Below are 21663 nucleotides of genomic sequence, written 5' to 3' on the forward strand. Positions count from 1 at the left end.
CGAACCCTTGGACGGGCTCGTTGTCTATGACTGCACGCTGATCAGAGCGCCCGATGGACGAATCCTAGTCTACGGGCCGCCATCACGAAGCAGCTCGCAAATTATCAGCATGGCGCCCGACGTGCGCCACCGAATTATCGATATGACGCTGAATATCTTGGGGATTGATGCGAATGCCGCAGCCGCAGCCTGAGGGCGACGACGATTTTTCATGGTCCAACCTTAGACGCATCTGCGAAGGCCGTCCGAAGCTCCCCCTGCCGCCAGGCGAAACTATTAAGGCAGTGATGAAGCGCCATCCGCTCGATGGCCCCTCCGACAGAGCCCGCGACCGTATAGAGGCGCGCAGAGCGGCTGCGAATGACAATCAGCATTCCGAGGGCACCCACGGCAAGCTAGCGCCACCAGCAGCCAAGAAGCCAATTGGCGCTACGCCATTTACCCTCCGCGACCCGGCTGGCCTGCCGGAGCGGCAGTGGCTTTTCGGGCGGCACTACATCCGCAAGTACGCCACGGCGTCTGTCGGACCTGGCGGCGGTGGCAAGACCGCACACTCCATCAGTGAGGCTTTGGCGATGGTGACGGGCCGCCCGTTGCTCGACCCAGACGGCCCGCTGACCAAGCCGCTGCGGGTGTGGTGGATCAATGCGGAAGATCCCGTCGATGAGATCGACCGTCGCTTCCACGCTGCGGCGAAGCACTTCAGCGTCACCGAGGATCAGATCGGCGGGCGCTTGTTCACCGATTCCGGCCGCGACCAAGAGTTCGTCATCGCGCGCACCGAGGGGCGAGATATCAAGGTTGTCGAGCCATTCGTTGCGGAGATGATTAGCGAGATCAAACGGCGTGAAATCGACGTCGTCATGGTCGACCCGTTTGTGTCCACGCATGAGGCGCAGGAAAACGACAACTCGGCCATGCAGCGCGTTGCCGCGGCATGGGTGCGGGTTGCCGACGAGGCCAACTGCGGGGTCGAACTCGTGCACCACGTTGCGAAAAACCAAGGCGAGGTCACTGCAGACAGTGCGCGCGGGGGCGGTGCGTTTAAGGACAAGGTGCGCTCGATGCGCGTATTCAACGTCATGACACCGGCTGAAGCCGCCAAGGCTGGCGTCGACGATCCGCGCGGATACTTCCGCGTCGACTTCGGCAAGGTGAACATGGTTGCGAGCGGCCACAGTCTATGGCGACGGTTCGTTTCCGTGTCTCTGGGCAACGGCAGGGGGCTCGTGAAGACCGGCGACGAAATAGGTGTTGTCGAGCCATGGCGCTGGCCCAGTTCTGACGTGCTTGCCGAGCGGCAGGCAGAAGCTCGCATGTCGATCATTGCCGACGTCCCCGCGGAGCTTCTGGCCGGGCTGAAGGTGCGGCTTGCCGCCTCCGACTATAAGGAATCTGTCCAAGCCGGGAACTGGGCTGGCAAGCTGGTTGCCGAACTCTTTGGCCTCGACGTGAAGGTCGATCGCGACCAGATCAAGGCCATGCTGGCTGCCTGGGTCGATGCTGGCGAGTTGGAAATCGTCGAAATTCAGGACGCCTATCGCCACCTAAAACCGCACATAAAACCAGTTGCGGCACTTTGAAAATGCGGTGCCGCAAAGAGGTGCCGCAGGTGCCGCAAAACACTGCGGCGCGGCACCTTAATCCCTAGGGGGATAAGTGCCGCACGCATGCTGTGTGTAAGAAATTCAAGGTGCCGCAAAGAGGTGCCGCAGATTTTTTTAGCACCCAACCCCGTCGATACGAGGAGAGAACCTAAGAATGTCAAACGTGATCGCACTTCAGACCCAAATCAAAGCCCTGCATCCCTCTACCGGCAAGCAGGTGACGGTTGTCGGCATTGCCACGAGCCCGTCTTCGCTGGACCCGAAGCTTGTAGTCCTGCACCGCGGCCCGCATGGAATTGTTGCTGAACTGGTCGACTATGCCGACGAGGCTCCGCCGACGGTGGCTGCATGACCACCACCGCACCGTCAGACACCAACCGGGCACACCGCGGCCGGCGCATCACCTGGGAGGAATTCTACCGCCTGACTGATCGCAAGCCGCCAACGGCGGGGAATGACAATCAGAAAACTGAGGACAGAGGGGAGGCGCGGGAGCGTCGAAACGCGAGTTGATTTGACCAAGGCGGCTTACCTTGTCAGAAGGGGAAGCCGGGCGGCGGTCTGGAAACTATCCGCCCGGCTCCAGTACTACTTACGCTTGATCGTCTCTACGATATGCGTCTTCGGGTGGTTCGTTGCGGTCTTAACCGTGGTGAACTGCCCGTTCCCCGCGTTGCGACCAATCTTAGATCCCTTTGCCATCTCACATCACCTCCTTTCATCGGCGGATCCGATGGCCGCAGTTATAGCAAAAAAGGAAGTTGGAACAAAACGGGAAAACTAAATATCGACACGAACCCCCGCAATTCACAGGCTTATTCCATTGTGTGTACTATATGTAGGGCTAGGTCGCATCCTTCGGGCCGCCGTAGGCCGGACCGGCGCCCTCCCTTCGCAGTAGTGCAAATACAGATTTTTGCCTCGCGCGTACGCGCAAGCGCGCGCGAGACGGTCCACCAATAATTATTTTCATCCGATCCTTGTCGGAATCGAAGTTGCCGCCTTTTATGTACTGAGCGCGCGGCCAGAGCCGCCAATTAGAAGCCGCCAAGGCAAGCCGCCGGCCATGGGTCGGTCCACTTCTCGGGAACAGAGCGCCCGAAATGCAAGCCAAGAAAATCTCCGCCCCGGCGGCAGGTCGCGTTGCGGCCCGCACCGAAGATGTCAGCATCTTCGACCAGGCGCAGTCCCGCCGCGCCAGTAACGACAACCACTACCTTCGCCTCGTGTGCGACGACCCGGAGGACGTGCCTCGCCGCCAGAAGCAGAAGCCATTCCGGGGTGACGAGCTTCGCGCGGACATTCCGGCCGACAAGGCTGCGGCGCGTGCATGGCTGAGCACATTGGGCGTCGGCGCGTCTGTCTCGATGTCTGTCGCCTGCTCGAACGCCGGCCTACCTGACGATCGAGGCTGGCGTGGCGAGGCGAAGGAACCGCCAGAGCCAAAGGCATGGAACCCACGGAAGCGGAATGCCGCGAACAGCAATGAGCCAGAAAATTGGCCCCTTCTGGAAACGCTCCGCCGCGACGGGCGGCAAGACGACATTCCCCGTGTCGTGCGCTATCGGTCGCTTGTTGATGTCACGGGTGCCGAACCGGTCGGTAGTAGCTTGCGCTTCGATGGCGTCCAGGCTGGATCCGCAGGTTCAAGTGTCGATGAGACCGGCCTGAGCGTCGCGTCGCGGTCGTTGACGCTTCACGGCGTTCGCGACGTCAATCGCGCCCACAAGGCCGGCTGGCCATCAGATCGGGTGCCGGGCGGTGACATCTCCTACAGGGAGACCCGCCTTTCTGTTCAGCAACTGGTCATCAGCGCCGGGCATCGAACTCTAGTCGCCAGCGAGGAAAGTACCGGCCGCTGGCAGGCATCTCTGCAGCACGGTAATCCGGAGGACGCTATCATCGAGTGCATGGACGGCAGGCCGGTACTGGGAGAACTGCGGCAGGCGCTAGGCGGCCTTGGCTTCGTCTTAGAGGATGCTGTGGTGGGGCATATGACCCTGACCTGGATCGGCGAGCACCTTGGATACCGGAATAAGGCCCGCAGCGCGAAGGCAAAGGTGTTGGTGTACACCGCGATCGACAAGCTTCGCGATCGGTGGTGGCTTGTCGATCGAGATCTAGCGGATTCGGCGACAGCATGCGGGCGGCGCGTCGAGGCTCGCCGCAGGGAGATAGCCGCAGCCCATGCGGCATACTTCGGTCGCGCCGCATAGGTTGAACCCCAAAATCGCTCCCGCGGTATTAAGCGGGAAGAAAGGTGTCCAACAGGCTGCCCCTTTGCTCTCCCATCTCAGCCCGGCTTCGGCCGGGCTTTTCTTTTTGCCCAGACCAACCGTCAAATCCCAAAAAGGAGGCTCCAAAATGCCCTCAACTACTGAGGCCGTTGACGCCGTTGTGCGCCTCGGCTTCGACCCCGGCCGCGCTAAGGCGGTAGCCCGCTCGCTTACTGACGCTGCAGTGCTGCCATCTGGCGGCCCAGGCAAGTCGCCGGCGCTCGATGTCACGCACTTCATCGATCTTCTGATCGGTGTCGTCGTCGACGCGCCCTTGCGGCTGGTCCCCGCGGCCGTCCGTTCCTATCGCGCTTTAACGCCAGGTGGCGCCGACTTGGCCAATGCGCCGGCAAGCATCGACACTGCCGGCCAGGCCCTCGACATCTTCGCTGACATTGCCCTGCACGGCGAGCATCCTGACCTGCTGCGCCGCGACCAGATCGAGATTGTCTCCTCTTGGAGTGAGATCGCTCTCATCTCGCCATCGGGCATCCGCCGCTTCGTCCCGGTCGGGGCGAATGCCGCCCATTGGGCCGCGTCCGGCCACCGCAAATCCACAACCATCGCCGGCAGCGCATTCGTCGATGCCGTCCGCGATCTTTTCGCCAAGGAGTAGTCAATGGCCAAGCAACAGCAGTTCGCGGTGCCCACAATGGAGGAAGCCCACCCCCCTCTGGCGGCGCTCACCGCACGCAAGGTTGATCTCGATTCTCGCTCCCGCGAACTGGAACACGATTTGATGCGCCTTCGACGCGGCAAGGCGCCGAAAAGTGCCGTGGCAGCTGCTGCGGCAGAAGGCCAGGCCCGCGCTGCGGAACTCGTGAGTGACCTGGTCGACACCGATGGCATCACGCCAAGGGTTCGTGTCGATCTAGAGGGCGTCCGTCATCAGATGCAAGGGGAGCTTGACGCCGTAAACGCGGCCATGGCGCTAGTCGACCGAGAGATCGAAAAGGCCAAAGTCACGGCCGCAAACACTGTCGTCGAGAAGGTACGCCCAACGTACGAAGCAGCTCTCACGGATCTTGCCAGTGCAATAGCTGTCGCCATAGAGGCTCACGATCGAGCAACTGCCATCACCAACGAATTGACGCAGGACGGCACGCCATGGACCGGCCGCCTACCGCAACCGATGAGCCTCAGGTCGGTGTTTGGCGTGGCCGGCGAGACGGACACGCGAGCTCGAACCTTTCTGCGAGATTTGGCTGCCGCTGGCCTTTACGAGAAGGGTGGAAAATGACCGAACGGCGCGAATACGAGAAAGCGGACGCCCGCGGTCGCAAAGGCCTGCGTAGCGTCAAGCTGCCAGGCGAGCAGCGTCACGTGGAACGGTCTGAATCGGCAGAGGCAATCGCCCGGCGCTTGGCTATCGCTAAGCGCGAGCGGAGGCTGAAAGATCTCCAGCGATGAGCGACATCACCGGCTTCGCGATCCAGTGGAACCAGCCCGCTATCATTAGCGGGCTCTTTGAGGAGCGGTTTGCGCCAGGAGCTTTCGATGACTCGCTGACGCAATATCCCGATGTGGCGGCACTGTGGTCGCATGATGCCAGCCGACCGCTGGGGCGCGTCAGCAACGGGACCCTTCAGCTTCGCTCTACTCGTGCAGGGCTTTGGTACAGCCTGACTCCCAATCCTGACTCGCCATTAGGGAAGGAGGCGACGGCTGCAGTTGGAAGTAACCTCGTCAACCAAGTCTCCGTCGGCTTCAGTGCTGACATCGAGGAGTGGGAAGACACCGGGAATCTGCCGAAACGGACGATCACGCGCGCCAGGCTCTACGAGATCTCGATTGTTCTCTGGGGTGCCTACGGTGAGGCCACATCCGCCAGCCTGCGCAACGCTGACAACGCCGCTCGCCGTATCCGTGCAAAGGCCGAGGCGGCGCACCGTTTGCGGGGTATTCGATAATGCCGGTCGGCCAAGTGTTGATGACTTCGCCGAAGGGCTTCGGGTTCATACAAGGCGAGCCAGCCATCTACTTTCGGATGCGTGATGCCATTGGCCAGCCGACCCGCGGCAACACAATCCGCTATGATGTCGACATGGTCCACGGCCGGCCGCGTGCAGTAAACCTGCGCATCGTGGATCCGGTCGCGATGGCCGAAGTCGACCGGGTGTTTGGGTCGTAGGGGGGTACCAAAGAAGTCTACCGAAGTCGTTTTTTGCGGACCGGCGGGTCTCCAACGCGCGCATTTCCCCAATTCAAAATATGGGGGTCCGCTACTTGTCCGACTTGTTATCTTCGCCCAGGACGCTCAGAGCCCACTCAATATACGCCCTGAACTCCGGCGAGTGATTGAAGAAGGCCAGCATGTTTGCTGCATTTTGGTGAATGACCGGCAGGGCGGTGCGGATGAATTCGGCGTTCGGGTCTCCGCTCATTGCCGAGGCGGCCAACGCGGCTCCCGTGACGGTCGTGACGTTGATTTCCGTCCCAACAACAAGCTTTAGCAAGGAGACAACGCCATTTCTGACAATGATGTAGGCCGAATACCCGACCCGGGTGGAAGTCCACCCATACTCGTGAACATAGTCACGGACAGGTCTGTTCTGCTTAAGCGTGCGCGACTCTATGAGGCGCTTGTTGCCTGCGAACACCTCCAAAAGATCGTTGCCTGGTTCTGAAACGGCTTCTATGGCTGCGGTGTTCAGCAGAAACTCGTCCGCTTTCAGGACAAGGTCGCGACCCTCATCGAAGCCCATGATAAATGCGCCGTGCAAACGAGTAATGCTTTGCAGTGCACCAGCCGTTTGAGGCTCAAGTGGTTCAGCGAGTGTGCGGTCTCGATTTTGCTCGCGATAGGAATCCGCAAAACTCAGTAGCGCACCACCAACGGACCACAATGCAACAACGTCCACCTCATCGGTGTCCATGTCGATAATCGTAGCGTATTCCCGATAGGCGCTGACCATTTCGGGGAACTTATTCTCCACCTTGGCCAGCATAGGTTCGGCGGCGGCGACGGCCTTCCGCAATTGCTGATGGAGTTTTGCCTGGCCTGGAGTTCCATCCGATTTTGGAAAGCTGTGCGAGCCGGCAAGCTTGCTTCCTTTGAGCTCAAAGTTGGGCCCCTCTGTAATCGTCGGTTCGGGAGGCTTCCTTCTGATCGTTCTTCCGTTCGCGGTTAGTGTTTCCCTCCCTTCGAACGTTGCCTCACTAACGAAGACGGGACCAACCGGTTGTACTTCTAGTGACCTGGTATGAAGCGCTTGGCCGATTCTTGTCCTTACGGGTTGATATTGCTGATCTGGCTTGCGAGCGATCGAAGCGAAGACGTTCTCCAGTTCGGCCAGCGGATCGTCTTCCACCACCGGCTGATTGAACTCCGCCTCGACGATCGCGATGGCGTCCTCGAGCGATTTGGTCTGGCGTTCGGCAACGGCTGCGGGCGGCTGCGGATTGAGCGCGGCGAGCTTGGCCGCGATGGTGCTGCGGGCCTTGTCATACACCCGCGCGCGCATCGCCGGCGTGGTGTCGCCCATGCCATCCAGCGTCTTCTTTATGACCGTTATGAAGTCCGCCATCCGTCCCTCACCGCTATCCCGTCCAAACATATAATTGCTGGCTGCCAGAAATTCACCCAGTCGTTGCTAGCATCACACCACAGCCTAATAGCCCGCCACCGCGCGGGCCTTTTCATCTTAAGGAGACAAAATGGACAACTTCGACGCCGCGACCACCGCGGCGAACGCACTCACGCGCCAACTGCTCGAGATCGGCATTCCCGCTGACGACGTCGCTGATGCATTGATTACGCAGGCCTTGGCCGCTTGGGCGGCTGCTGAGGGCCGGCTTCCAGACGCCAAGGCGCTGCTGGCCACCTGGGCGGCCGTGAGGGACGCCGATGCCCGCGACTGACCTGGAGAAGCTCGTTGTATCGCTTTCGGCCGACTTCAAGGCATTTGAACGCGGCCTAGCTCGAGCGCAGGGTGTGTCAAACCGCCAGTTCGGTGCGATCGAGGCCCGAGCCCGTAAGCTGAACAGAAACTTGGATGTGATCGGCAAGCAGGCCGGAGCGTCGTTGGGGCGAGGACTAGGAGGGGCACTCGCGGCCGGATTCTCAATTCAAGGGGCGCAGAAGCTGCTCGATACCAGCACGCGCATCACAAATGCGCTGAAAGTCACCGGGCTCACCGGCGAAGACCTGACGAAGACCTACAGTGCCCTATACGAAGCCGCTCAGCGGAACGCAGCCCCGCTCGAAGGCCTGGCAACGCTGTACAGCCGCGTGGCGCTCTCCCAAAAGGAACTGGGAGTATCGTCTGCGCAGATCGTCGGCCTAGTCGACAATGTTGGTAAGGCGATCAAACTGTCTGGCGGTGACGCCGCTCAAGCCTCCGGAGCCTTGCTTCAGCTGGGCCAGACGCTCGGTGGCGGCAAGGTTCAAGCGGAGGAGTACAACTCCCTGATCGATGGCCTGCCTGGCGTTCTTCAGGCGGCAGCGGCTGGCATCACAGAGGCAGGCGGCTCAGTCGCGAAGCTGACCGCACTGGTGAAGGACGGCAAAGTCTCGTCCAAAGCGTTCTTCGACGGTATCGCAGCGGGTGCGTCTGTGCTCGACGGACGGCTAACCACTGCCGAGGAAACGATCTCGGGCGGGTTTACCAGATTGCAGAATGTGCTCGTCGACACCGCAACTCGGTTTGACGACTCGACCGACGCCAGCAAACTGCTCGCGAACTTCCTTTCCGGCCCGTTGTCAGCCGCTATTCGCGAAGTTGGCGACGTGTTCATCGGAGTGGGCGAAGGCCCCATCGGAACGTTCATCGACTGGGTCGGCAAGGCCGTCGACGCTGCCGTCCAGGCTGCAGCTGACTTGGGGTCGGCGACTGGTCTCGATAGCGTTGGTGGCAACCCTTACATCGGCCCCGGTCGCATCCAAGAGCGCATCGATGGGGCTTTTGCGGGGACGGAATATTCGACTCCAAAGAGCCCGCGTATGCCAACCGAGATCACGGTCAATAAGCCGAACAGCGTCACGCGGCCCATTTCGCTGAGCGACTACCCAATTCTTGGCGACAAAGACGGCAAGACCAACCGCCCCCGCGAAAACGACTTCGCCCGTGAGGTAGAGCAGATCAAAGCGCGCACGGCCGCCATTCAGGCGGAGACCGTCGCAATGGCCGGCGTCAACCCACTGATCAGCGACTATGGACTGGCGCTCGAGAAGGCATCGGCCGTTCAGGAATTGCTAACGGCAGCCCAAAGCGCTGGAATTGCGATCACCCCAGAACTGCGGGCAAAGATCGACGAGCTCGCCGGCGCCTATGCTCTCGCCTCCGTCGAAAGCGCGAAGCTCGCGGAAAGCCAGGACAAAGCTCGTGAGGCAGCAGAAGAACTCAGCGCGGCCGGCAAGGACATCATGGGCGGATTTATTCAAGACATGTTGGACGGCAAATCTGCCGCAGACGCATTGGCGAGCGCGCTTTCGAACATAGCGGACAGGCTTCTGAATTCTGGCCTCGACATGCTGTTCGGCGGTGGCAACTCGGGCGGCGCAATCCTCGGTACCACATTTTCCCTCAATTTCAGGAATGCAACATGAGTGCGTTTTACGCCCTTTGCCACGACGACCATGTCGAACTGCTCACGGACGGAGCGCAGTACCGTGAAGACGGTACGCTCACGAACATCCTTCGAAAAGTCTGGATATCGCCCCGTCTGCCATTGGCTGTCACCGGACGAGGCGGCGGCGCCGTGGATGCGTATGCCAAGGCCATAGTCGCGCTGAGTGCTCTGGGCACCTTCGACGATGTCATTGAAAGCGTTCAGCGGCTCGTCACACTTAGCACCCGCTTCGATATTACCGAACCGGCCGAGGTGGTGATCGTGGGCGTCTCTGAGACCCGCGGCCCGTGTATTTTGTACTTCGCGACCGTCAACGCTTATGGCGTGGAGGGGTTCGAGCCCTTCGTGATTTGCGATGCGGGCCGCGAGTTCGGCGGAGGTGCGCCCCTGGAGCCCGCCGAGGCCGAAGCGATCCGCGGGAGTGGCAGCACGCTACGAGAAATAGGCGTCCCGCTATTCAAAGCCATGCGCCAAAAGAAAGGACCAAATCCCACCCGACCAGATCTTCCCGACCAATACGGGATCGGTGGGCATATCGATCTGACGATCGTGTCGCCGGGCGGCTGCACGGTCAAACGGTTGCACGAGTGGCCAGATGTAATCGGCGAGAAGATTGATCCGAACAAGGAACTGTCCACCAATGCCTACATCGAGGTGGTCGTTTAATGCCACTCGTCCGCTATGGCGAAAAGCCAGGCGTGGGCGCTGCGTTCAAGATCATGGTGGATGAGGCCGATGATCCTTGGACCACGTCCAACGCGGACTGGCAGAAGTTCGTCTTCAACTCCGAACAAGCCACGAAGATGGCATATGTCTACGACATCAGGGAGATCAGCTACAGCCTTACAAAGTGGCCTCGTGGCGGCGCTGACCATACCGATGCCATCTACTACGAGCCGTCAGGCACCAACGAGTCGACGGCGCTGGAGAAAATCTGGACGGTACGCGACGACAGCAGCACCGGTCCAGGCGGGACCGACGGGTGGCAGGCTCACGTGATATTCCCAGAAAAGCTGGGATTTTCGTACACGCCGATCATCGAGGCGCGCGACCAGACAATCGCAGATTCGCGATTCCTGGCTGCCAACGCAACCTACATTCCGACCAACTCTCTTGCCGGCGCCTCGTGTGGATTTGTGCAAGGGCAGGTGTCCTACACAAGTTGGTTCCGTGACAACACGGAGCTCTATCTGTGGGGCGGATATGTAATCAACAGGCGAACCTTCAGCCTGTATGGATACTTTGCCAACCCTGGGCAGACCAACCTTAGCCCCGTCTATCGCGTGACAGGGGAGGCCCAGCGAAGCCTCGTTTCGGTGCTTGAGCTCCCTGCCGGAAACGAGCCGCTGCCGACATATGCGGGCACGCCTACCGCAGGGCAGAAGTCGTTGATGATTTCGACCAGTCAGGTGCGCATGGCGTATCCAGGCCACGACATCAACGAGTCCAGCCACGAAGCGTTCATCTTCAGTGAATCCCGCATCCCGGCAAAGGTGATCGGATCCGGTCAAACGTGGGTCAATACCGGCGCCAACGTGAAAATCTTCACAAAGCGGCCAACCACGGTTGGCACATATGTCGACTTTATCATCAAGCGCCCGTCGGAGGCGCAGTTTCACCATCCGCCGTACCTGCCTTCTGGGACGTCCACCAGCAACCGGATATACGTCAACTATGTGATCGAGGCAGACGGGATCCGGTTCTACAACACCGGGGATCAGCAGGCCGATATTCGCTACATCGTTTTCGCGGACGACGACTCGCCGAACACGACTGGCGGGTCGAAAGTGATGCGCCAAGCTAACGATGGCACGGTCGACTATTTCCAATTGAAGGTGCCGGGGTCGTCGGATACCGCGCCGAACCTGAACGACATCATTCTGGACTCGCGCTACCCGAACATCCCCATTGTCGACGAGGGCTGGCTTGCTGCCAGCGCTTTCACCGAAACAGGCGACGGCTTTCTGGGGCTTTACAAAAAGACTGTCAATTTCACGAACGACGGCTTCATGCCCTTCGTGAAGTACATGTGCACATGGAACAATGGCGGAATCCGCGCGCCTTTTAACCGTATCTTGCGTGTGTTCAACACGACACGGCCAGGCGGTGCATTCTGGAACAACAAGCCGTCTGGTGTTTCCACGAACTGTCGCATCTTCGACAACAAGCTTGAGTTCTTTCATTCAAGCGGCAACCCGAACCGCCTGCAGATAGACAACCAGCTGACCGGCACCGAGGCGAATCCGATCTACGGCGAAACCCTCGTCGGCATTCGCTGGTATCTCTTCGCCATTCCGCTGAGCCTGTAGGGGGGGGGCGGGATGAACTGCCAGCGATGGAGTGGCCGGGAGGCTGAAAGTTGTGATCTAAAATCGTCGCAGTTGCGGATTGTGAATTTTATGCACAAAGTCTAGTTGGCCACCTCGAACGGGGAGTGGCGGGTAACCACTCCCCGAACGCGGGTATAGCGCCTACTGGTACTCGGGGCCTGCGGCGAAAGTCATTGTCAGTGACACCGCAGGTTCCCATCCAGAAGCAATCAATCTACATCACCGGTTGCAGATCCTTCGCCCCCGTGGCGGGCTAATCGCCCGCTGTCCACAAGTAGTTTTTGTTCTTGTTGCGTTCACGGCGTGGCGGGCTGCCTACCAGTTCTTTCCGCCCATCGGCGGAGCTTTGACGCTCTCGCAGCGGAGTTGGTCGGTGCCCGATTCGAATCGTCTCCGGTTCCCGTGGCGCATATCCTTGTGCCGCGGGCACGCCCCGTTGGTCTTATGTGGCTTACAAAGCCCGCATGCGGCAATGCGCGGCCGCTTTCGTTTGTGATGCATTCCAACCTCCGACAGAAGCCGGTGCGCCTCGATGGCGCCCGAACATCTTCGGTGGGTGGAGGGAGGAGTTCATGGATGCACCGTAGTGGACGGGTGGTGGAGGTCAATACTGACGGCAACCCGTTGGTGGCGACTTGCGGGTGTGTAATTTGTCGTCGTGGGGCTAGGCAATGTGTCAGATTGCATGAGATGGATCCTTTGTCGAAACAGAACAAAGGAGTTCAATTTTGATCATAGGATACACCGAACTGGGAAGGCCGACCGCTCCAGGTGAGTATGAGTACAATGGCGATTTGTATTCCGTTTCAGGAAAACACATCGACGCATGGAAAGAAGACGAAAGCACCAGGTTTCACGTTACAAAATTCTCGGCTCTCAGCAAAAAGCCGCGATATGTTTTGAGCACTGAGGCTAGGTAGTCTGATAGGCTTGGCCGTTGGTCATTCCCCAGCTTCTTCCATCGCTTCCAGCCCGGCGCGGCGCTCCTGCCGCAGCAGCGCTAGCTCGCCTTCGGCTTCCCTAAGCGATCGAAAATCTCGACCTGGCGCTTTCCGCTCTTACGAATGTCGATGAGCTCTACAACGACTAGCGCAATGCCAACGCTCATCACGCCCATTCCGAACATCACGGCGCCAAGTATCTCGTGGATTGCTGACCGGGCCACTGCATAGACCAGGATCCCGCCAAGGATCTGCAGAACCCCAAGTACTCCGACTACAACGTGCATGATTTCCCCCTGCTCACGCGACACTAGCGCGGGCGGGTGGAAGGTCAATCCTTGCGGCGCTTTGTCCGTTTTGCTGTCAGGGTAACGAGTGAGAGATGAAGTCTTCTATCAGACAGTGGCACAGGTGGCGGCGGATGCACTTCCTTGGGAGTCACCCGCATAGCTTCCCAGATATCCAACACATCTTGCTCACTGAACAGATAGCATCGACCGGACCGAGAGCACGCGCCTAGCTGGCGGCCCATCTTGATAACGGCGCGCTTCGTAATCCTAAGCCGTTCAGCGGCTTCCTCGGCGGTGAGGATAGGTTGCGGGAGGGATGTCAATCCTTCTTGATCGACACGCCGGGCCCAGCAGCAACGTGGCCGCTCTCCAGAAAGATCACCCCAGCCGACTCAAGTGCGCCGCGAATCGCGGTCAGATTGTTGCCAATCGGGGTGCGCTTTCCCGATTCGAAATCCCTAAGAGTCGATGGTGACACGCCCGCGGCGTCTGCCAGACGTGGCTGCGTCCAGTTTACCAGCGCCCGAGCAGCGCGGCATTGCGCAGGGTTCATGCTATTCCTCATTAAAAAACGGCAACGTCATTATTTTACGTTGACATTGAGCATCAGTTGGTGTTTTTTAATGACATACCGCTTTTGCGGCGATGTAGCAACCAGAGGAGACCGTCAGAAAAATGCCCGCATCCAGATTAAGACGAAGCCACTTTCGTTTTTCCGTCAGCCAGGCTGTGAGGCTTGGCGACATGCATGGAATCGTCACGGCCTGCGACTATACGTTCGCGGGCCGAGAGGTCTACACGATCAACTTCGACTGCGCCGATCGGCCAGTTCGGACAGTGCTCGGCGAGTACCTTCATGGGTATGACCACCCGCGAGAAGCGCGCCATCGCGGCACAGCTGTTCGTGCTGCAGAACGGGCGATGCGCCTATTGCCAAAAGTTCGTGCGCCTCAGTTACTGGCCGCCTGATCTCAGACGCCACGACGCTGCTACCATCGAGCATCTACGCCGCCGCGCGGACGGCGGCAAAGACCACCCTGACAATCTAGCTCTTGCGTGCAAGGCGTGTAACGACGGCCGCGGCGTGGTCGACTGGTGCACCTATGCAAGCTGGATCCGCAATGAATTCTAGCCGACGACCAATCGGCGAAGGGCCGGGTGTCCCCACTTTTGGGGATACCGCCACCACCGGCCCGACCTTTGTGCCACGAAGAGTAGTTGCTTGGGCCAAACTTGATGATGGTCGGCGGGCTGCTTTTTATAGGCCCGTTAGCCCCACGAGGAGATGAATGCGCTCAGACAATCTTAGGTACTACCCGCCGGACTGGTGTTCCGCGGCTACGATGGCTTACCTGCTCGATATGGCAGAAAGTACATTCCGTGGTTATGTCGCTCGAGGACTGATGCCTGTCGGCGTGACGCGTGGCGGCAGTGTCAGGTGGCCGCGAGAAAAGACGCTGGCAGCGTGGGAGGGCAGGGCGGCACAGTCGGACAGTCCGAGGAAGTCAGATAACGACAACGCCGAAGATATACAGGCGAACATCTTGGAGAGCATCAAGAGGCATGGCGCGGCCAAGAAAGCACGGGGCTGAACTCCCGCCGCACGTTCATCGCGTGACGGCCAAGGGAAAGACCTACTTCTTTTACCAGCCCTTCCGTGGAACACCACGGGAGGGCGCTCGCGTTCCATTGCCGCAAGATAACCAGTCGGTCGAATTCTGGGACAAGCTGCGCCAACTGGCTGGTACGGTGCCGGGCTACACAGGCACGCTTGCCGCCATGATAGACGCTTATCTGGCGTCGCCAGAATTCATTCCGCCCGACGACGGTGTGAAGCGAAAGGTGCTCTCGGAAAGCACCCGATACACATACAAGCTGCACCTGAACTATTCGCGGATGGCGATCGGCAAGTTTCCGCCCGATGCTATAAAGCCATCAGCCGTCCTGGCACTGCGTGACGAATACGCGGACAAGCCCGGTACGGCCAACATGATCGTTCGCGCGCTGTCCGCCTGCTATGAGTGGGGACGCCTTCGCGACTACGCCATGAACAACCCCGCGAAGGGCGTGCCGACATTTGAACTCGGGGAGCACAAGCAGTGGCCCGAACCGATGGTTGACCTGTTGTTGGGTTCCGCGACGCCGCTGCTCAAGCGCTTTACCTTGATCACGCTCTACACCGGCCAGCGCATCAGCGACGTCTGTGGCATGACGACGGACGACATCGCCGACAACGAAATCCGTGTCCGGCAAAAAAAGACCGGCAAGGAATTGTGGATCCCACTGCACGCCACCCTGCAGGCCGAACTGAAGGGCGTTGACGGGCCGCTGCTCGCCAACGGCAAGGGCGGCGCATTCAGCAGCGGGACACTCCGCGATATCTGGGATGCCGAGTTGGGCGGGGAGACGCTCAAGCCGATCAAAGCGGCCGGCCTAGTCCCACATGGCCTTTGCAAGAACGCGCATTCGAGGCTGCGTGAAGCAGGCCTAAGCACCGACCAGATTCAAGCCATCACCGGCCGCTCGCCGAAGATGGTTGAGTACTATTCGAAGGGTGCTGACCAGCGGCTGCGCGCTCGTGCCGGCATGGCCAAATTGGCAGAGAATGACGCCCAGAAGGTTTTACAAACCCTGGAGGAAAGTGAACAAAAACAAAGCGCCATCTAGCAATGTTTTGTAAAACCACAATGTAACAAAATCAGGTAGTTAGGTCGAAATTGTGGTAATGTCCCGTTAAGACACCTAGCACAATCGCCCGTTCGTGTACGGCAAGCAATGCCGGGAGAGTAAATAGCCTGTTAATTACCGAAGCGGGAGGCGATGTCGCGGCTCAAAGCCTCGCCTTCCTTCATGTAGCGGCTGATCGCTTCGGTCGCCGACGGCGTGCAGGCGGTGTAGGTGCCGTCGAAGGAGCGATAGCCCCGGTTGAAGGACGCGATGAACCGGGCGCGGCGCTCGGGCGAGGGGTCCTCGGCCTGCAGCAGCTTTTCCATCTCGCCGCGCCACTGGCTGCCCTTTTCGCCGCACAGATTGCGCAGGAAATGCAGCGAGCCGAGAACCTCGGCAAGGCGCATCAGGCCCGGCTCGAACGGCGCTTCGACGGCGCGCACCGGTGCTGCGAACGCGGTCGTCGCGGCAAGCGTGATAGCCATGATGTAGGTCGAAGCGCGCATCATAAGCTTTTGTGGCGAAACAATTTGTCCCCGGCAAGGCCGCCGAGGCCTCTATCCCTTTCGCTTTTCGTCAAAAAGCGGAATCCCTCGATCTTCGACTTGCGAAATCCTTGGGATGCGCGCTGCACGGTTTTCCTGGAATTGCTCTATGCCGGCAGTACGACCGCACCGCCGAGCAGTTCGAGCACGATTTCGAGCGTCGAATCGGTCAGCGGCAGGCGTTCGATCTCGGCGAGGTCGAAATAGGCGGCCTCGTCGGCATCGTCGGCGGCAACCGGTTCGCCTTCGAGGTGGCGGGCGCCGAAGACGGTGAGCAGGTAGACCGAGCCGCTGTCGTTGCGGCTGTCGATGAGCAGCTCGCGCAAGCGGACGAGGTCGCCGACCGCAATGCCCGTTTCCTCCATCAGCTCGCGGCGGGCGGCATCTTCCAGCGCCTCGCCTTCTTCGACACGTCCGCCGGGGAAGGCGTAGAGCCCTTTCGACGGCGCGCGGCCGCGGCGCACCAGCATGATCGAGCGGTCGCGCAGCACGGCGACGGAGACGGCAGGGATGATGGTCGCGTCGATCATGATTTTACCTCGGGCAATGCGTTCCATTGTGGAACAGCCGATCCTATCCGCTTTAGCGGTTGCGGCCGGCGCGATCCATCGCCACTTTCAGGCGATGAACCGGAACCTGACCTGATGTGCGGACGCATTGCGGTATTGGCGTCGCCCGACGCAACCTCCGCCTTTCTCGGGCTGGACGATCTCGAGAGCTTTCCGCCGCGCTACAATGTGGCGCCGACCCAGCCGATCCTGGTGGTGACGGCAGGGCCGCAGCGGCCGCCGGGCTCGAATCGCTCAGACCGCATGGCGCTTCTGGCGCGCTGGGGGCTGATCCCGGCCTGGACAAAGAACCCGGCCGACATGCCGCTGTTGATCAATGCGCGTTCCGAAACGGCGATCGAAAAGGCCTCGTTCAAGACCGCGATGCGTCACAGGCGGGCGCTGATCCCTGTCTCGGGTTTCTATGAGTGGAAAAAGCTGCCTGGCAACCGGCGTCAGCCCTATTGGCTGAGGCCGCGCAAGGGCGGACTGGTGGCGCTGGCCGGGTTGATGGAGACGTGGAGCGAGCCGGGCGGCTCGGAGATCGACACCGCGGCGATCCTGACCACCGGTGCCAGCGCCGACATCATGCATATCCACGACCGCATGCCTGTGGTGATCCAGCCGGAGGATTTTGCCCGCTGGCTCGACTGCCGCACCCAGGAGCCGCGCGATGTCGCCCGTCTGATGCGGCCGGCGCAGCCGGATTTCTTCGAGCAGATCCCGGTGTCGGAGCTGGTCAACAAGGTCGCCAATACGGGGCCGGAGATCCAGGCGCGGGTCGAGCCGCTGCCCGAGGCGGCACCGGAGCGGGCGGCAAAGCCGAAGCCGGAGAAGCAAAAGCCCGATGACGGCCAGATGACGCTGTTCTGATTGCAGCAGAACAGCGCGCTGCTGGGCGCTCTGGCATCATCAATCCCTGCATCCTGCCTGCCGGAATTCGATTTTGATTTTCCGGGCAGTGCATTAGAAGAGCGGCGTGTCCACGCCCATTCTCACCGCCGCCATCTCCGGATTCCTGCTTGGTGCCTCGCTGATCATCGCCATCGGCGCGCAGAACGCGTTCATCCTGCGCCAGGGGCTGCTGCGCCAGCATGTCTTCATCCTCAGCCTGATCTGTGCCGCCTCGGATGCGTTGCTGATCGGCCTCGGCGTCGCCGGGCTCGGCACGCTGATTTCGCAGTCGCCGCGCCTGATATCAGTGGTGACGGTCGGCGGCGCGCTGTTCCTGTTTGCTTATGCGATCATTGCCTTCCGCCGCGCCATGAAGCCGGCTGCGATGCAGGCGGCAAAATCGGTCGGGACGAAGCTATGGCCTGCGGTCGCCGCCTGTCTCGCCTTCACCTTCCTCAACCCGCATGTCTATCTCGACACGGTGGTGCTGCTGGGCAGCCTTTCGGCAGCCCATGAAGGACAGGCGCGCCTTGCCTATGGCATCGGCGCTGCATCCGCATCGTTCGTCTGGTTTTTCGGGCTCGGCTATGGCGCCCGGCTGCTGGAGCCGGTCTTTGCCCGGCCTGCCGCGTGGCGCGTGCTCGATGTGCTGATCGGCCTGGTGATGGCGGCGATCGGCCTGAGCCTTTTAGGCAGCCTTGTTTAGCTTAGGGGCCGCCTTGTCTTTCTTCGGCGCGCAGATCAGCGCGGCAAGAATTGCGGCGGGGCCGATGGCCCGGTAGTGCTTGGTCAGTTCGGCGTACTGGTGACGCGCTCGGTCGTGGTCGGATTGTTTTCGTTTCATCGGTCTCTTCCCTAAAGTCAGCTCTGTTGAGAGCGGCTGCATTTGCTTACGGATTCGGTCGAATTCGTGGCAGTGCGGCGCCTTTTATCCGGGCGATGTTTCATTACGGTGCCGGGATGTTTAACAAAGTGTTTCAGTACCGCTTCCGTTCCGGTCCGGGCGGTAAAGTTTCATGTCGATGCGTCTTGACGGCAACAGCTCGGTGAGGCGATAAAGCCCGCGATGAAAACGTCTTTCGCCATTTCCGGCATTTGTTTTATTGGCTAGCGTTCGCGCTGGTCAGGACGTTTTCGCCTCATCTTCACACGAGACAGGTTGAACGCCCGGGCCAGCAGGCCACGGCGCCGCGCGTCCGTTTGGACGCGCAAAGGACGCCGTGAAACTGAAGGCACGGCGCCGCACGTCCTTACGGGCACGCAAAGGACGCCGTGAAACTGAAGGCACGGCGCCGCGCGTCCGTTTGGACGCTCAAAGGACGCCGTGAAACTGAAGGCACGGCGCCGCGCGTCCGTTTGGACGCTCAAAGGACGCCGTGAAACTGAAGGCACGGCGCCGCGCGTCCGTTTGGACGCGCAAAAGGACGCCGTGAAACTGAATTTGCGTGCAGAATCCCTTGGGGTTACGCACACGGGGAGAACCATGTCTGACGCATTCAAGGGCTTGCGCCTTACCAACACGCTGACACGCACGAAGGAGGACTTCGTGCCGATCGATCCTGACAACGTCAGGATGTATGTCTGCGGCCCGACGGTCTACGACTTCGCCCATATCGGCAATGCGCGCCCGGCGATCGTCTTCGACGTGCTGTTCCGCCTGCTGCGCCATGTCTATGGCGAAGACCACGTCACCTATGTGCGCAACCTCACCGACCTCGACGACAAGATCAACGCCCGCGCCTTGCGCGATTTTCCTGATCTGCCGCTCAATGAGGCGATCCGGCGGGTCACCGAAAAGACCGCCAACCAGTACCAGGCCGACGTCAAGGCGCTCGGTTGCCTCGAGCCTTCAGTCGAGCCCAGGGCGACCGAGTTCGTGCTCGCGCGGCCGGACGGCAAGACGGATATGGTGTCGTTGATTCAACGCCTGATCGAACGCGGCCATGCCTATGAAGCGCAAGGCGAAGTGCTGTTCGACACCGGCTCGATGGAAGATTATGGCCAACTGTCGAAGCGCAATCTCGACGAGCAGCAGGCCGGCGCCCGCGTCGAGGTCGAGGCGCACAAGAAGAACCCCGGCGACTTCGTGCTGTGGAAGGCGTCTTCACCCGAGGAGCCGGGCTGGGATAGTCCCTGGGGCCGCGGCCGCCCGGGCTGGCACATCGAGTGCTCGGCGATGTCGGCCGCCTATCTCGGCGAGGTCTTCGACATCCATGGCGGCGGGCTCGACCTGATCTTCCCGCACCACGAGAACGAGATCGCCCAGTCGCGCTGCGCCCACGGCACCGAGGTGATGGCCAATTACTGGCTGCACAACGGCTTCCTGCAGGTCGAAGGCCAGAAGATGTCCAAGAGCCTGGGCAATTTCTATTCGATCCACGAACTGCTCGCGACGGAGAATTTCGGCGGCCGCACCTGGCCGGGCGAGGTGCTCAGGCTGGCGATGCTGATGACCCATTACCGCGAGCCGATCGACTTCTCGCTGCGCAAGCTGGAGGAAGCCGAAAACACATTGCGCAAATGGAAGCGTGCGGCCGACAGCGCCGGCGAGGCCGAAGCCGAGGTGCCGGCGGCACTGATCGCGGCCCTCAGCGACGACCTCGCCACGTCGAGCGTCTTCCAGGGCCTGTCGCAGCTGGCCGGCGAGGCGGCCGGCAATGTCCAAGCCGCGGCCGAACTCAAGGCAGCGCTGCTGTTCCTCGGCTTCGGGCTCGAGGCGGCCGCGGTCGACGAGGCGGCGGTCGCGGTTACCATCGCGCGGCGGCTGGAGCTGATCAACGCCAAGAACTGGGCCGAAGCCGATCGCATCCGCGACGAGTTGCTGGCCCAGGGCGTGCAGCTCAAGGACGGCAAGGACCCGGTCACGGGTGAGCGCGTGACGACGTGGGAAGTGAAGCGGTGATGATGGCGGGGCAGGATAGGGTGGGGCTGCACGCCCCCCTCTGCCTTGCCGGGCAGACTGCGCTGGTCTTGACGGAGAGGGTTGCGGGACAGCACCCCCCTCTGTCCTGCCGGACATCTCCCCCGCAAGGGGGGAGATTGGCGGCGGCGCGCGCACCGTCCTTTCTGCAACGTCTGCGATTGGCGAAGGTCGACGTGACGGCTGATCTCCCCCCTTGCGGGGGAGATGTCCGGCAGGACAGAGGGGGGTGTGACAGAGCACTCCTTCTGACCTTGCGGCGCAAGGCAAGGACCTGACCATGGGCCACGACCTCGTCCCCCGGCGTCAGCGCAAGAATGCCAAGGCAATGCGTCATGTCATGACCGAGGCTGAGCTGAAGCTGTGGAACGAGTTGCGTGCGCATCGGCTGATGGGGTTGGGTTTCAGGCGACAGGTGCCGATCGGGCCTTACATCGTCGACTTTGCCTGTTCGTCGCATCGCCTGATCGTCGAGGTCGACGGCAGCCAGCATGCGCGGGCCGAACACGTCGAACGTGATGCGGCAAGGACCGCATTTCTTCAGGCCAACGGCTGGACCATTCTCCGCTTCTGGAACGATGACGTTGTTCGCGATATGGATAACGTCTGCCAGAACATTGTGATCTCGGCCGGGATGGCCGTCCGCATGACGGAGGAGTTCGTGCAATGATCGACCATACGGGAATTTCAGTCGCCGATTTCGATGCCGCACAGGCGTTTTACGACAAGGCGTTCGCGCCGCTGGGTGCACAGCTTCTGATGATGGTGCCGGGCGAATATACCGGCGGGGTCAAGGTCGGCGGTTATGGCCGCGAGCGGCCGGTGTTCTGGCTGCACGAGGCGCCGGCCGGACCGGGGCGGCATTATGCGTTCACCGCGCGCAGCCGGGCCGAGGTCGATGCGTTTTATGCCGCCGCCATCGCCGCCGGCGGACGGGACAATGGCAGGCCGGGGCCGAGGCCGCATTACCATCCCGACTATTACGCCGCCTTCGTCTTCGATCCCGACGGCAACAACATCGAGGCGGTGTGCCATGTCCCAGCGTGAGGGTTTGAAGCGTGAGGGTTTGACGCG

The 21663-nt window shown here is 60.8% G+C and carries 24 protein-coding genes; 18 read left to right on the plus strand and 6 right to left on the minus strand.

All coding sequences use genetic code 11. The features are described 5' to 3' along the window. Nucleotides 1–173: 173 nt before the first annotated feature. From Amn_RS09560 to Amn_RS09590, 7 genes are all read left to right on the plus strand, one after another. Nucleotides 174–1583: an AAA family ATPase gene (locus tag Amn_RS09560; protein WP_286296516.1), complete on the plus strand. Its 1410-nt coding sequence runs from the start codon at nucleotides 174–176 to the stop codon at nucleotides 1581–1583. A 178-nt stretch (nucleotides 1584–1761) separates the two neighbouring features. Beyond that, nucleotides 1762–1959 (plus strand): hypothetical protein, encoded by a 198-nt coding sequence (locus Amn_RS09565; protein ID WP_286296518.1) that lies wholly within the window; start codon nucleotides 1762–1764, stop codon nucleotides 1957–1959. A gap of 751 nt (nucleotides 1960–2710) precedes the next feature. Next, nucleotides 2711–3823 (plus strand): hypothetical protein, encoded by a 1113-nt coding sequence (locus Amn_RS09570; RefSeq protein WP_286296521.1) that lies wholly within the window; start codon nucleotides 2711–2713, stop codon nucleotides 3821–3823. Nucleotides 3824–3971: 148 nt separating this feature from the next. Further along, a complete protein-coding gene (locus Amn_RS09575; RefSeq protein ID WP_286296523.1) occupies nucleotides 3972–4499 on the plus strand; it encodes a hypothetical protein in 528 nt (175 codons plus the stop codon). 3 nt (nucleotides 4500–4502) lie between these two features. After that, nucleotides 4503–5123: a hypothetical protein gene (locus Amn_RS09580; RefSeq protein WP_286296525.1), complete on the plus strand. Its 621-nt coding sequence runs from the start codon at nucleotides 4503–4505 to the stop codon at nucleotides 5121–5123. A gap of 166 nt (nucleotides 5124–5289) precedes the next feature. Then, entirely contained in the window at nucleotides 5290–5793 is a 504-nt protein-coding gene (locus Amn_RS09585; RefSeq protein ID WP_286296527.1) for an HK97 family phage prohead protease, read from the plus strand. Then, nucleotides 5793–6014, plus strand: coding sequence for a S1 domain-containing protein (locus Amn_RS09590; RefSeq protein ID WP_286296530.1), 222 nt, complete (start codon nucleotides 5793–5795; stop codon nucleotides 6012–6014). The genes Amn_RS09585 and Amn_RS09590 overlap by 1 nt, the downstream gene beginning before the upstream one ends. Nucleotides 6015–6105: 91 nt before the next feature. Here Amn_RS09590 and Amn_RS09595 read toward each other — a convergent pair whose 3' ends face one another. Next, the gene (locus tag Amn_RS09595; RefSeq protein WP_286296533.1) at nucleotides 6106–7410 is read right to left on the minus strand and encodes a hypothetical protein; all 1305 of its coding nucleotides are present in this window, start codon (nucleotides 7408–7410) and stop codon (nucleotides 6106–6108) included. Nucleotides 7411–7540: 130 nt separating this feature from the next. Between Amn_RS09595 and Amn_RS09600 the strand changes: the two genes are divergently transcribed. Genes Amn_RS09600 through Amn_RS09615 form a run of 4 tightly spaced genes read left to right on the plus strand, consistent with a single transcriptional unit; the run spans nucleotide 7541 to nucleotide 11763 of the window. Beyond that, a complete protein-coding gene (locus Amn_RS09600; RefSeq protein ID WP_286296535.1) occupies nucleotides 7541–7744 on the plus strand; it encodes a hypothetical protein in 204 nt (67 codons plus the stop codon). Continuing rightward, nucleotides 7731–9431 carry a tape measure protein gene (locus Amn_RS09605; RefSeq protein WP_286296537.1) on the plus strand — a complete coding sequence of 567 codons (1701 nt, stop codon included), beginning with the start codon at nucleotides 7731–7733 and terminating at the stop codon, nucleotides 9429–9431. The genes Amn_RS09600 and Amn_RS09605 overlap by 14 nt, the downstream gene beginning before the upstream one ends. Next, the gene (locus Amn_RS09610) at nucleotides 9428–10120 is read left to right on the plus strand and encodes a hypothetical protein (protein ID WP_286296539.1); all 693 of its coding nucleotides are present in this window, start codon (nucleotides 9428–9430) and stop codon (nucleotides 10118–10120) included. The genes Amn_RS09605 and Amn_RS09610 overlap by 4 nt, the downstream gene beginning before the upstream one ends. After that, the gene (locus Amn_RS09615; protein ID WP_286296542.1) at nucleotides 10120–11763 is read left to right on the plus strand and encodes a hypothetical protein; all 1644 of its coding nucleotides are present in this window, start codon (nucleotides 10120–10122) and stop codon (nucleotides 11761–11763) included. The genes Amn_RS09610 and Amn_RS09615 overlap by 1 nt, the downstream gene beginning before the upstream one ends. Before the next feature lie 1021 nt (nucleotides 11764–12784). Here the strand turns inward: Amn_RS09615 and Amn_RS09620 are convergent. Both Amn_RS09620 and Amn_RS09625 read right to left on the minus strand, forming a co-directional pair. Continuing rightward, nucleotides 12785–13012, minus strand: a complete 228-nt coding sequence (locus Amn_RS09620) for a hypothetical protein (RefSeq protein ID WP_286296544.1) — start codon at nucleotides 13010–13012, stop codon at nucleotides 12785–12787. Between the two features lie 322 nt (nucleotides 13013–13334). Beyond that, on the minus strand, nucleotides 13335–13568 hold the full coding sequence (locus Amn_RS09625) for a helix-turn-helix domain-containing protein (RefSeq protein ID WP_286296545.1): 234 nt from the start codon (nucleotides 13566–13568) through the stop codon (nucleotides 13335–13337). A 303-nt stretch (nucleotides 13569–13871) separates the two neighbouring features. Between Amn_RS09625 and Amn_RS09630 the strand changes: the two genes are divergently transcribed. Both Amn_RS09630 and Amn_RS09635 read left to right on the plus strand, forming a co-directional pair. Beyond that, nucleotides 13872–14147 carry an HNH endonuclease gene (locus Amn_RS09630; protein WP_286296548.1) on the plus strand — a complete coding sequence of 92 codons (276 nt, stop codon included), beginning with the start codon at nucleotides 13872–13874 and terminating at the stop codon, nucleotides 14145–14147. Between the two features lie 431 nt (nucleotides 14148–14578). After that, nucleotides 14579–15682, plus strand: coding sequence for a tyrosine-type recombinase/integrase (locus Amn_RS09635; protein WP_286296551.1), 1104 nt, complete (start codon nucleotides 14579–14581; stop codon nucleotides 15680–15682). Nucleotides 15683–15813: 131 nt separating this feature from the next. Here Amn_RS09635 and Amn_RS09640 read toward each other — a convergent pair whose 3' ends face one another. Beyond that, entirely contained in the window at nucleotides 15814–16191 is a 378-nt protein-coding gene (locus tag Amn_RS09640) for a TIGR02301 family protein (RefSeq protein WP_371818587.1), read from the minus strand. Nucleotides 16192–16334: 143 nt separating this feature from the next. Next, nucleotides 16335–16757, minus strand: coding sequence for an NUDIX hydrolase (locus Amn_RS09645; protein ID WP_154385066.1), 423 nt, complete (start codon nucleotides 16755–16757; stop codon nucleotides 16335–16337). A gap of 114 nt (nucleotides 16758–16871) precedes the next feature. On the opposite strand from Amn_RS09645, the gene Amn_RS09650 reads away from it, so the two are divergent. Further along, nucleotides 16872–17648 (plus strand): SOS response-associated peptidase, encoded by a 777-nt coding sequence (locus Amn_RS09650; protein ID WP_154385067.1) that lies wholly within the window; start codon nucleotides 16872–16874, stop codon nucleotides 17646–17648. Nucleotides 17649–17766: 118 nt separating this feature from the next. Continuing rightward, nucleotides 17767–18375: a LysE/ArgO family amino acid transporter gene (locus Amn_RS09655; protein ID WP_286297986.1), complete on the plus strand. Its 609-nt coding sequence runs from the start codon at nucleotides 17767–17769 to the stop codon at nucleotides 18373–18375. Here Amn_RS09655 and Amn_RS09660 read toward each other — a convergent pair. Next, nucleotides 18358–18513 carry a transcriptional regulator gene (locus Amn_RS09660; protein WP_286296558.1) on the minus strand — a complete coding sequence of 52 codons (156 nt, stop codon included), beginning with the start codon at nucleotides 18511–18513 and terminating at the stop codon, nucleotides 18358–18360. The two genes, Amn_RS09655 and Amn_RS09660, sit on opposite strands and share 18 nt — an antisense overlap. 639 nt (nucleotides 18514–19152) lie before the next feature. On the opposite strand from Amn_RS09660, the gene cysS reads away from it, so the two are divergent. From cysS to Amn_RS09675, 3 genes are all read left to right on the plus strand, one after another. Then, entirely contained in the window at nucleotides 19153–20571 is a 1419-nt protein-coding gene (gene cysS / locus Amn_RS09665) for a cysteine--tRNA ligase (protein WP_067964138.1), read from the plus strand. Between the two features lie 298 nt (nucleotides 20572–20869). After that, the gene (locus Amn_RS09670) at nucleotides 20870–21259 is read left to right on the plus strand and encodes an endonuclease domain-containing protein (RefSeq protein WP_067964136.1); all 390 of its coding nucleotides are present in this window, start codon (nucleotides 20870–20872) and stop codon (nucleotides 21257–21259) included. After that, nucleotides 21256–21636 (plus strand): VOC family protein, encoded by a 381-nt coding sequence (locus Amn_RS09675; protein WP_286296566.1) that lies wholly within the window; start codon nucleotides 21256–21258, stop codon nucleotides 21634–21636. Before Amn_RS09670 ends, Amn_RS09675 begins: the two co-directional genes overlap by 4 nt. The last annotated feature ends 27 nt before the right edge of the window (nucleotides 21637–21663 follow it).

Source organism: Aminobacter sp. Y103A (assembly GCF_030294925.1).
Classification (GTDB): domain Bacteria; phylum Pseudomonadota; class Alphaproteobacteria; order Rhizobiales; family Rhizobiaceae; genus Aminobacter; species Aminobacter ciceronei.

Coding starts and splice junctions, on each gene's coding strand:
- Amn_RS09560 (WP_286296516.1), top strand. CDS start 174: ATGCCGCAGCCGCAGCCTGAGGGCGACGACGATTTTTCATGGTCCAAC.
- Amn_RS09565 (WP_286296518.1), top strand. CDS start 1,762: ATGTCAAACGTGATCGCACTTCAGACCCAAATCAAAGCCCTGCATCCC.
- Amn_RS09570 (WP_286296521.1), top strand. CDS start 2,711: ATGCAAGCCAAGAAAATCTCCGCCCCGGCGGCAGGTCGCGTTGCGGCC.
- Amn_RS09575 (WP_286296523.1), top strand. CDS start 3,972: ATGCCCTCAACTACTGAGGCCGTTGACGCCGTTGTGCGCCTCGGCTTC.
- Amn_RS09580 (WP_286296525.1), top strand. CDS start 4,503: ATGGCCAAGCAACAGCAGTTCGCGGTGCCCACAATGGAGGAAGCCCAC.
- Amn_RS09585 (WP_286296527.1), top strand. CDS start 5,290: ATGAGCGACATCACCGGCTTCGCGATCCAGTGGAACCAGCCCGCTATC.
- Amn_RS09590 (WP_286296530.1), top strand. CDS start 5,793: ATGCCGGTCGGCCAAGTGTTGATGACTTCGCCGAAGGGCTTCGGGTTC.
- Amn_RS09595 (WP_286296533.1), bottom strand. CDS start 7,410: ATGGCGGACTTCATAACGGTCATAAAGAAGACGCTGGATGGCATGGGC.
- Amn_RS09600 (WP_286296535.1), top strand. CDS start 7,541: ATGGACAACTTCGACGCCGCGACCACCGCGGCGAACGCACTCACGCGC.
- Amn_RS09605 (WP_286296537.1), top strand. CDS start 7,731: ATGCCCGCGACTGACCTGGAGAAGCTCGTTGTATCGCTTTCGGCCGAC.
- Amn_RS09610 (WP_286296539.1), top strand. CDS start 9,428: ATGAGTGCGTTTTACGCCCTTTGCCACGACGACCATGTCGAACTGCTC.
- Amn_RS09615 (WP_286296542.1), top strand. CDS start 10,120: ATGCCACTCGTCCGCTATGGCGAAAAGCCAGGCGTGGGCGCTGCGTTC.
- Amn_RS09620 (WP_286296544.1), bottom strand. CDS start 13,012: ATGCACGTTGTAGTCGGAGTACTTGGGGTTCTGCAGATCCTTGGCGGG.
- Amn_RS09625 (WP_286296545.1), bottom strand. CDS start 13,568: ATGAACCCTGCGCAATGCCGCGCTGCTCGGGCGCTGGTAAACTGGACG.
- Amn_RS09630 (WP_286296548.1), top strand. CDS start 13,872: ATGGGTATGACCACCCGCGAGAAGCGCGCCATCGCGGCACAGCTGTTC.
- Amn_RS09635 (WP_286296551.1), top strand. CDS start 14,579: ATGGCGCGGCCAAGAAAGCACGGGGCTGAACTCCCGCCGCACGTTCAT.
- Amn_RS09640 (WP_371818587.1), bottom strand. CDS start 16,191: ATGATGCGCGCTTCGACCTACATCATGGCTATCACGCTTGCCGCGACG.
- Amn_RS09645 (WP_154385066.1), bottom strand. CDS start 16,757: ATGATCGACGCGACCATCATCCCTGCCGTCTCCGTCGCCGTGCTGCGC.
- Amn_RS09650 (WP_154385067.1), top strand. CDS start 16,872: ATGTGCGGACGCATTGCGGTATTGGCGTCGCCCGACGCAACCTCCGCC.
- Amn_RS09660 (WP_286296558.1), bottom strand. CDS start 18,513: ATGAAACGAAAACAATCCGACCACGACCGAGCGCGTCACCAGTACGCC.
- cysS (WP_067964138.1), top strand. CDS start 19,153: ATGTCTGACGCATTCAAGGGCTTGCGCCTTACCAACACGCTGACACGC.
- Amn_RS09670 (WP_067964136.1), top strand. CDS start 20,870: ATGGGCCACGACCTCGTCCCCCGGCGTCAGCGCAAGAATGCCAAGGCA.
- Amn_RS09675 (WP_286296566.1), top strand. CDS start 21,256: ATGATCGACCATACGGGAATTTCAGTCGCCGATTTCGATGCCGCACAG.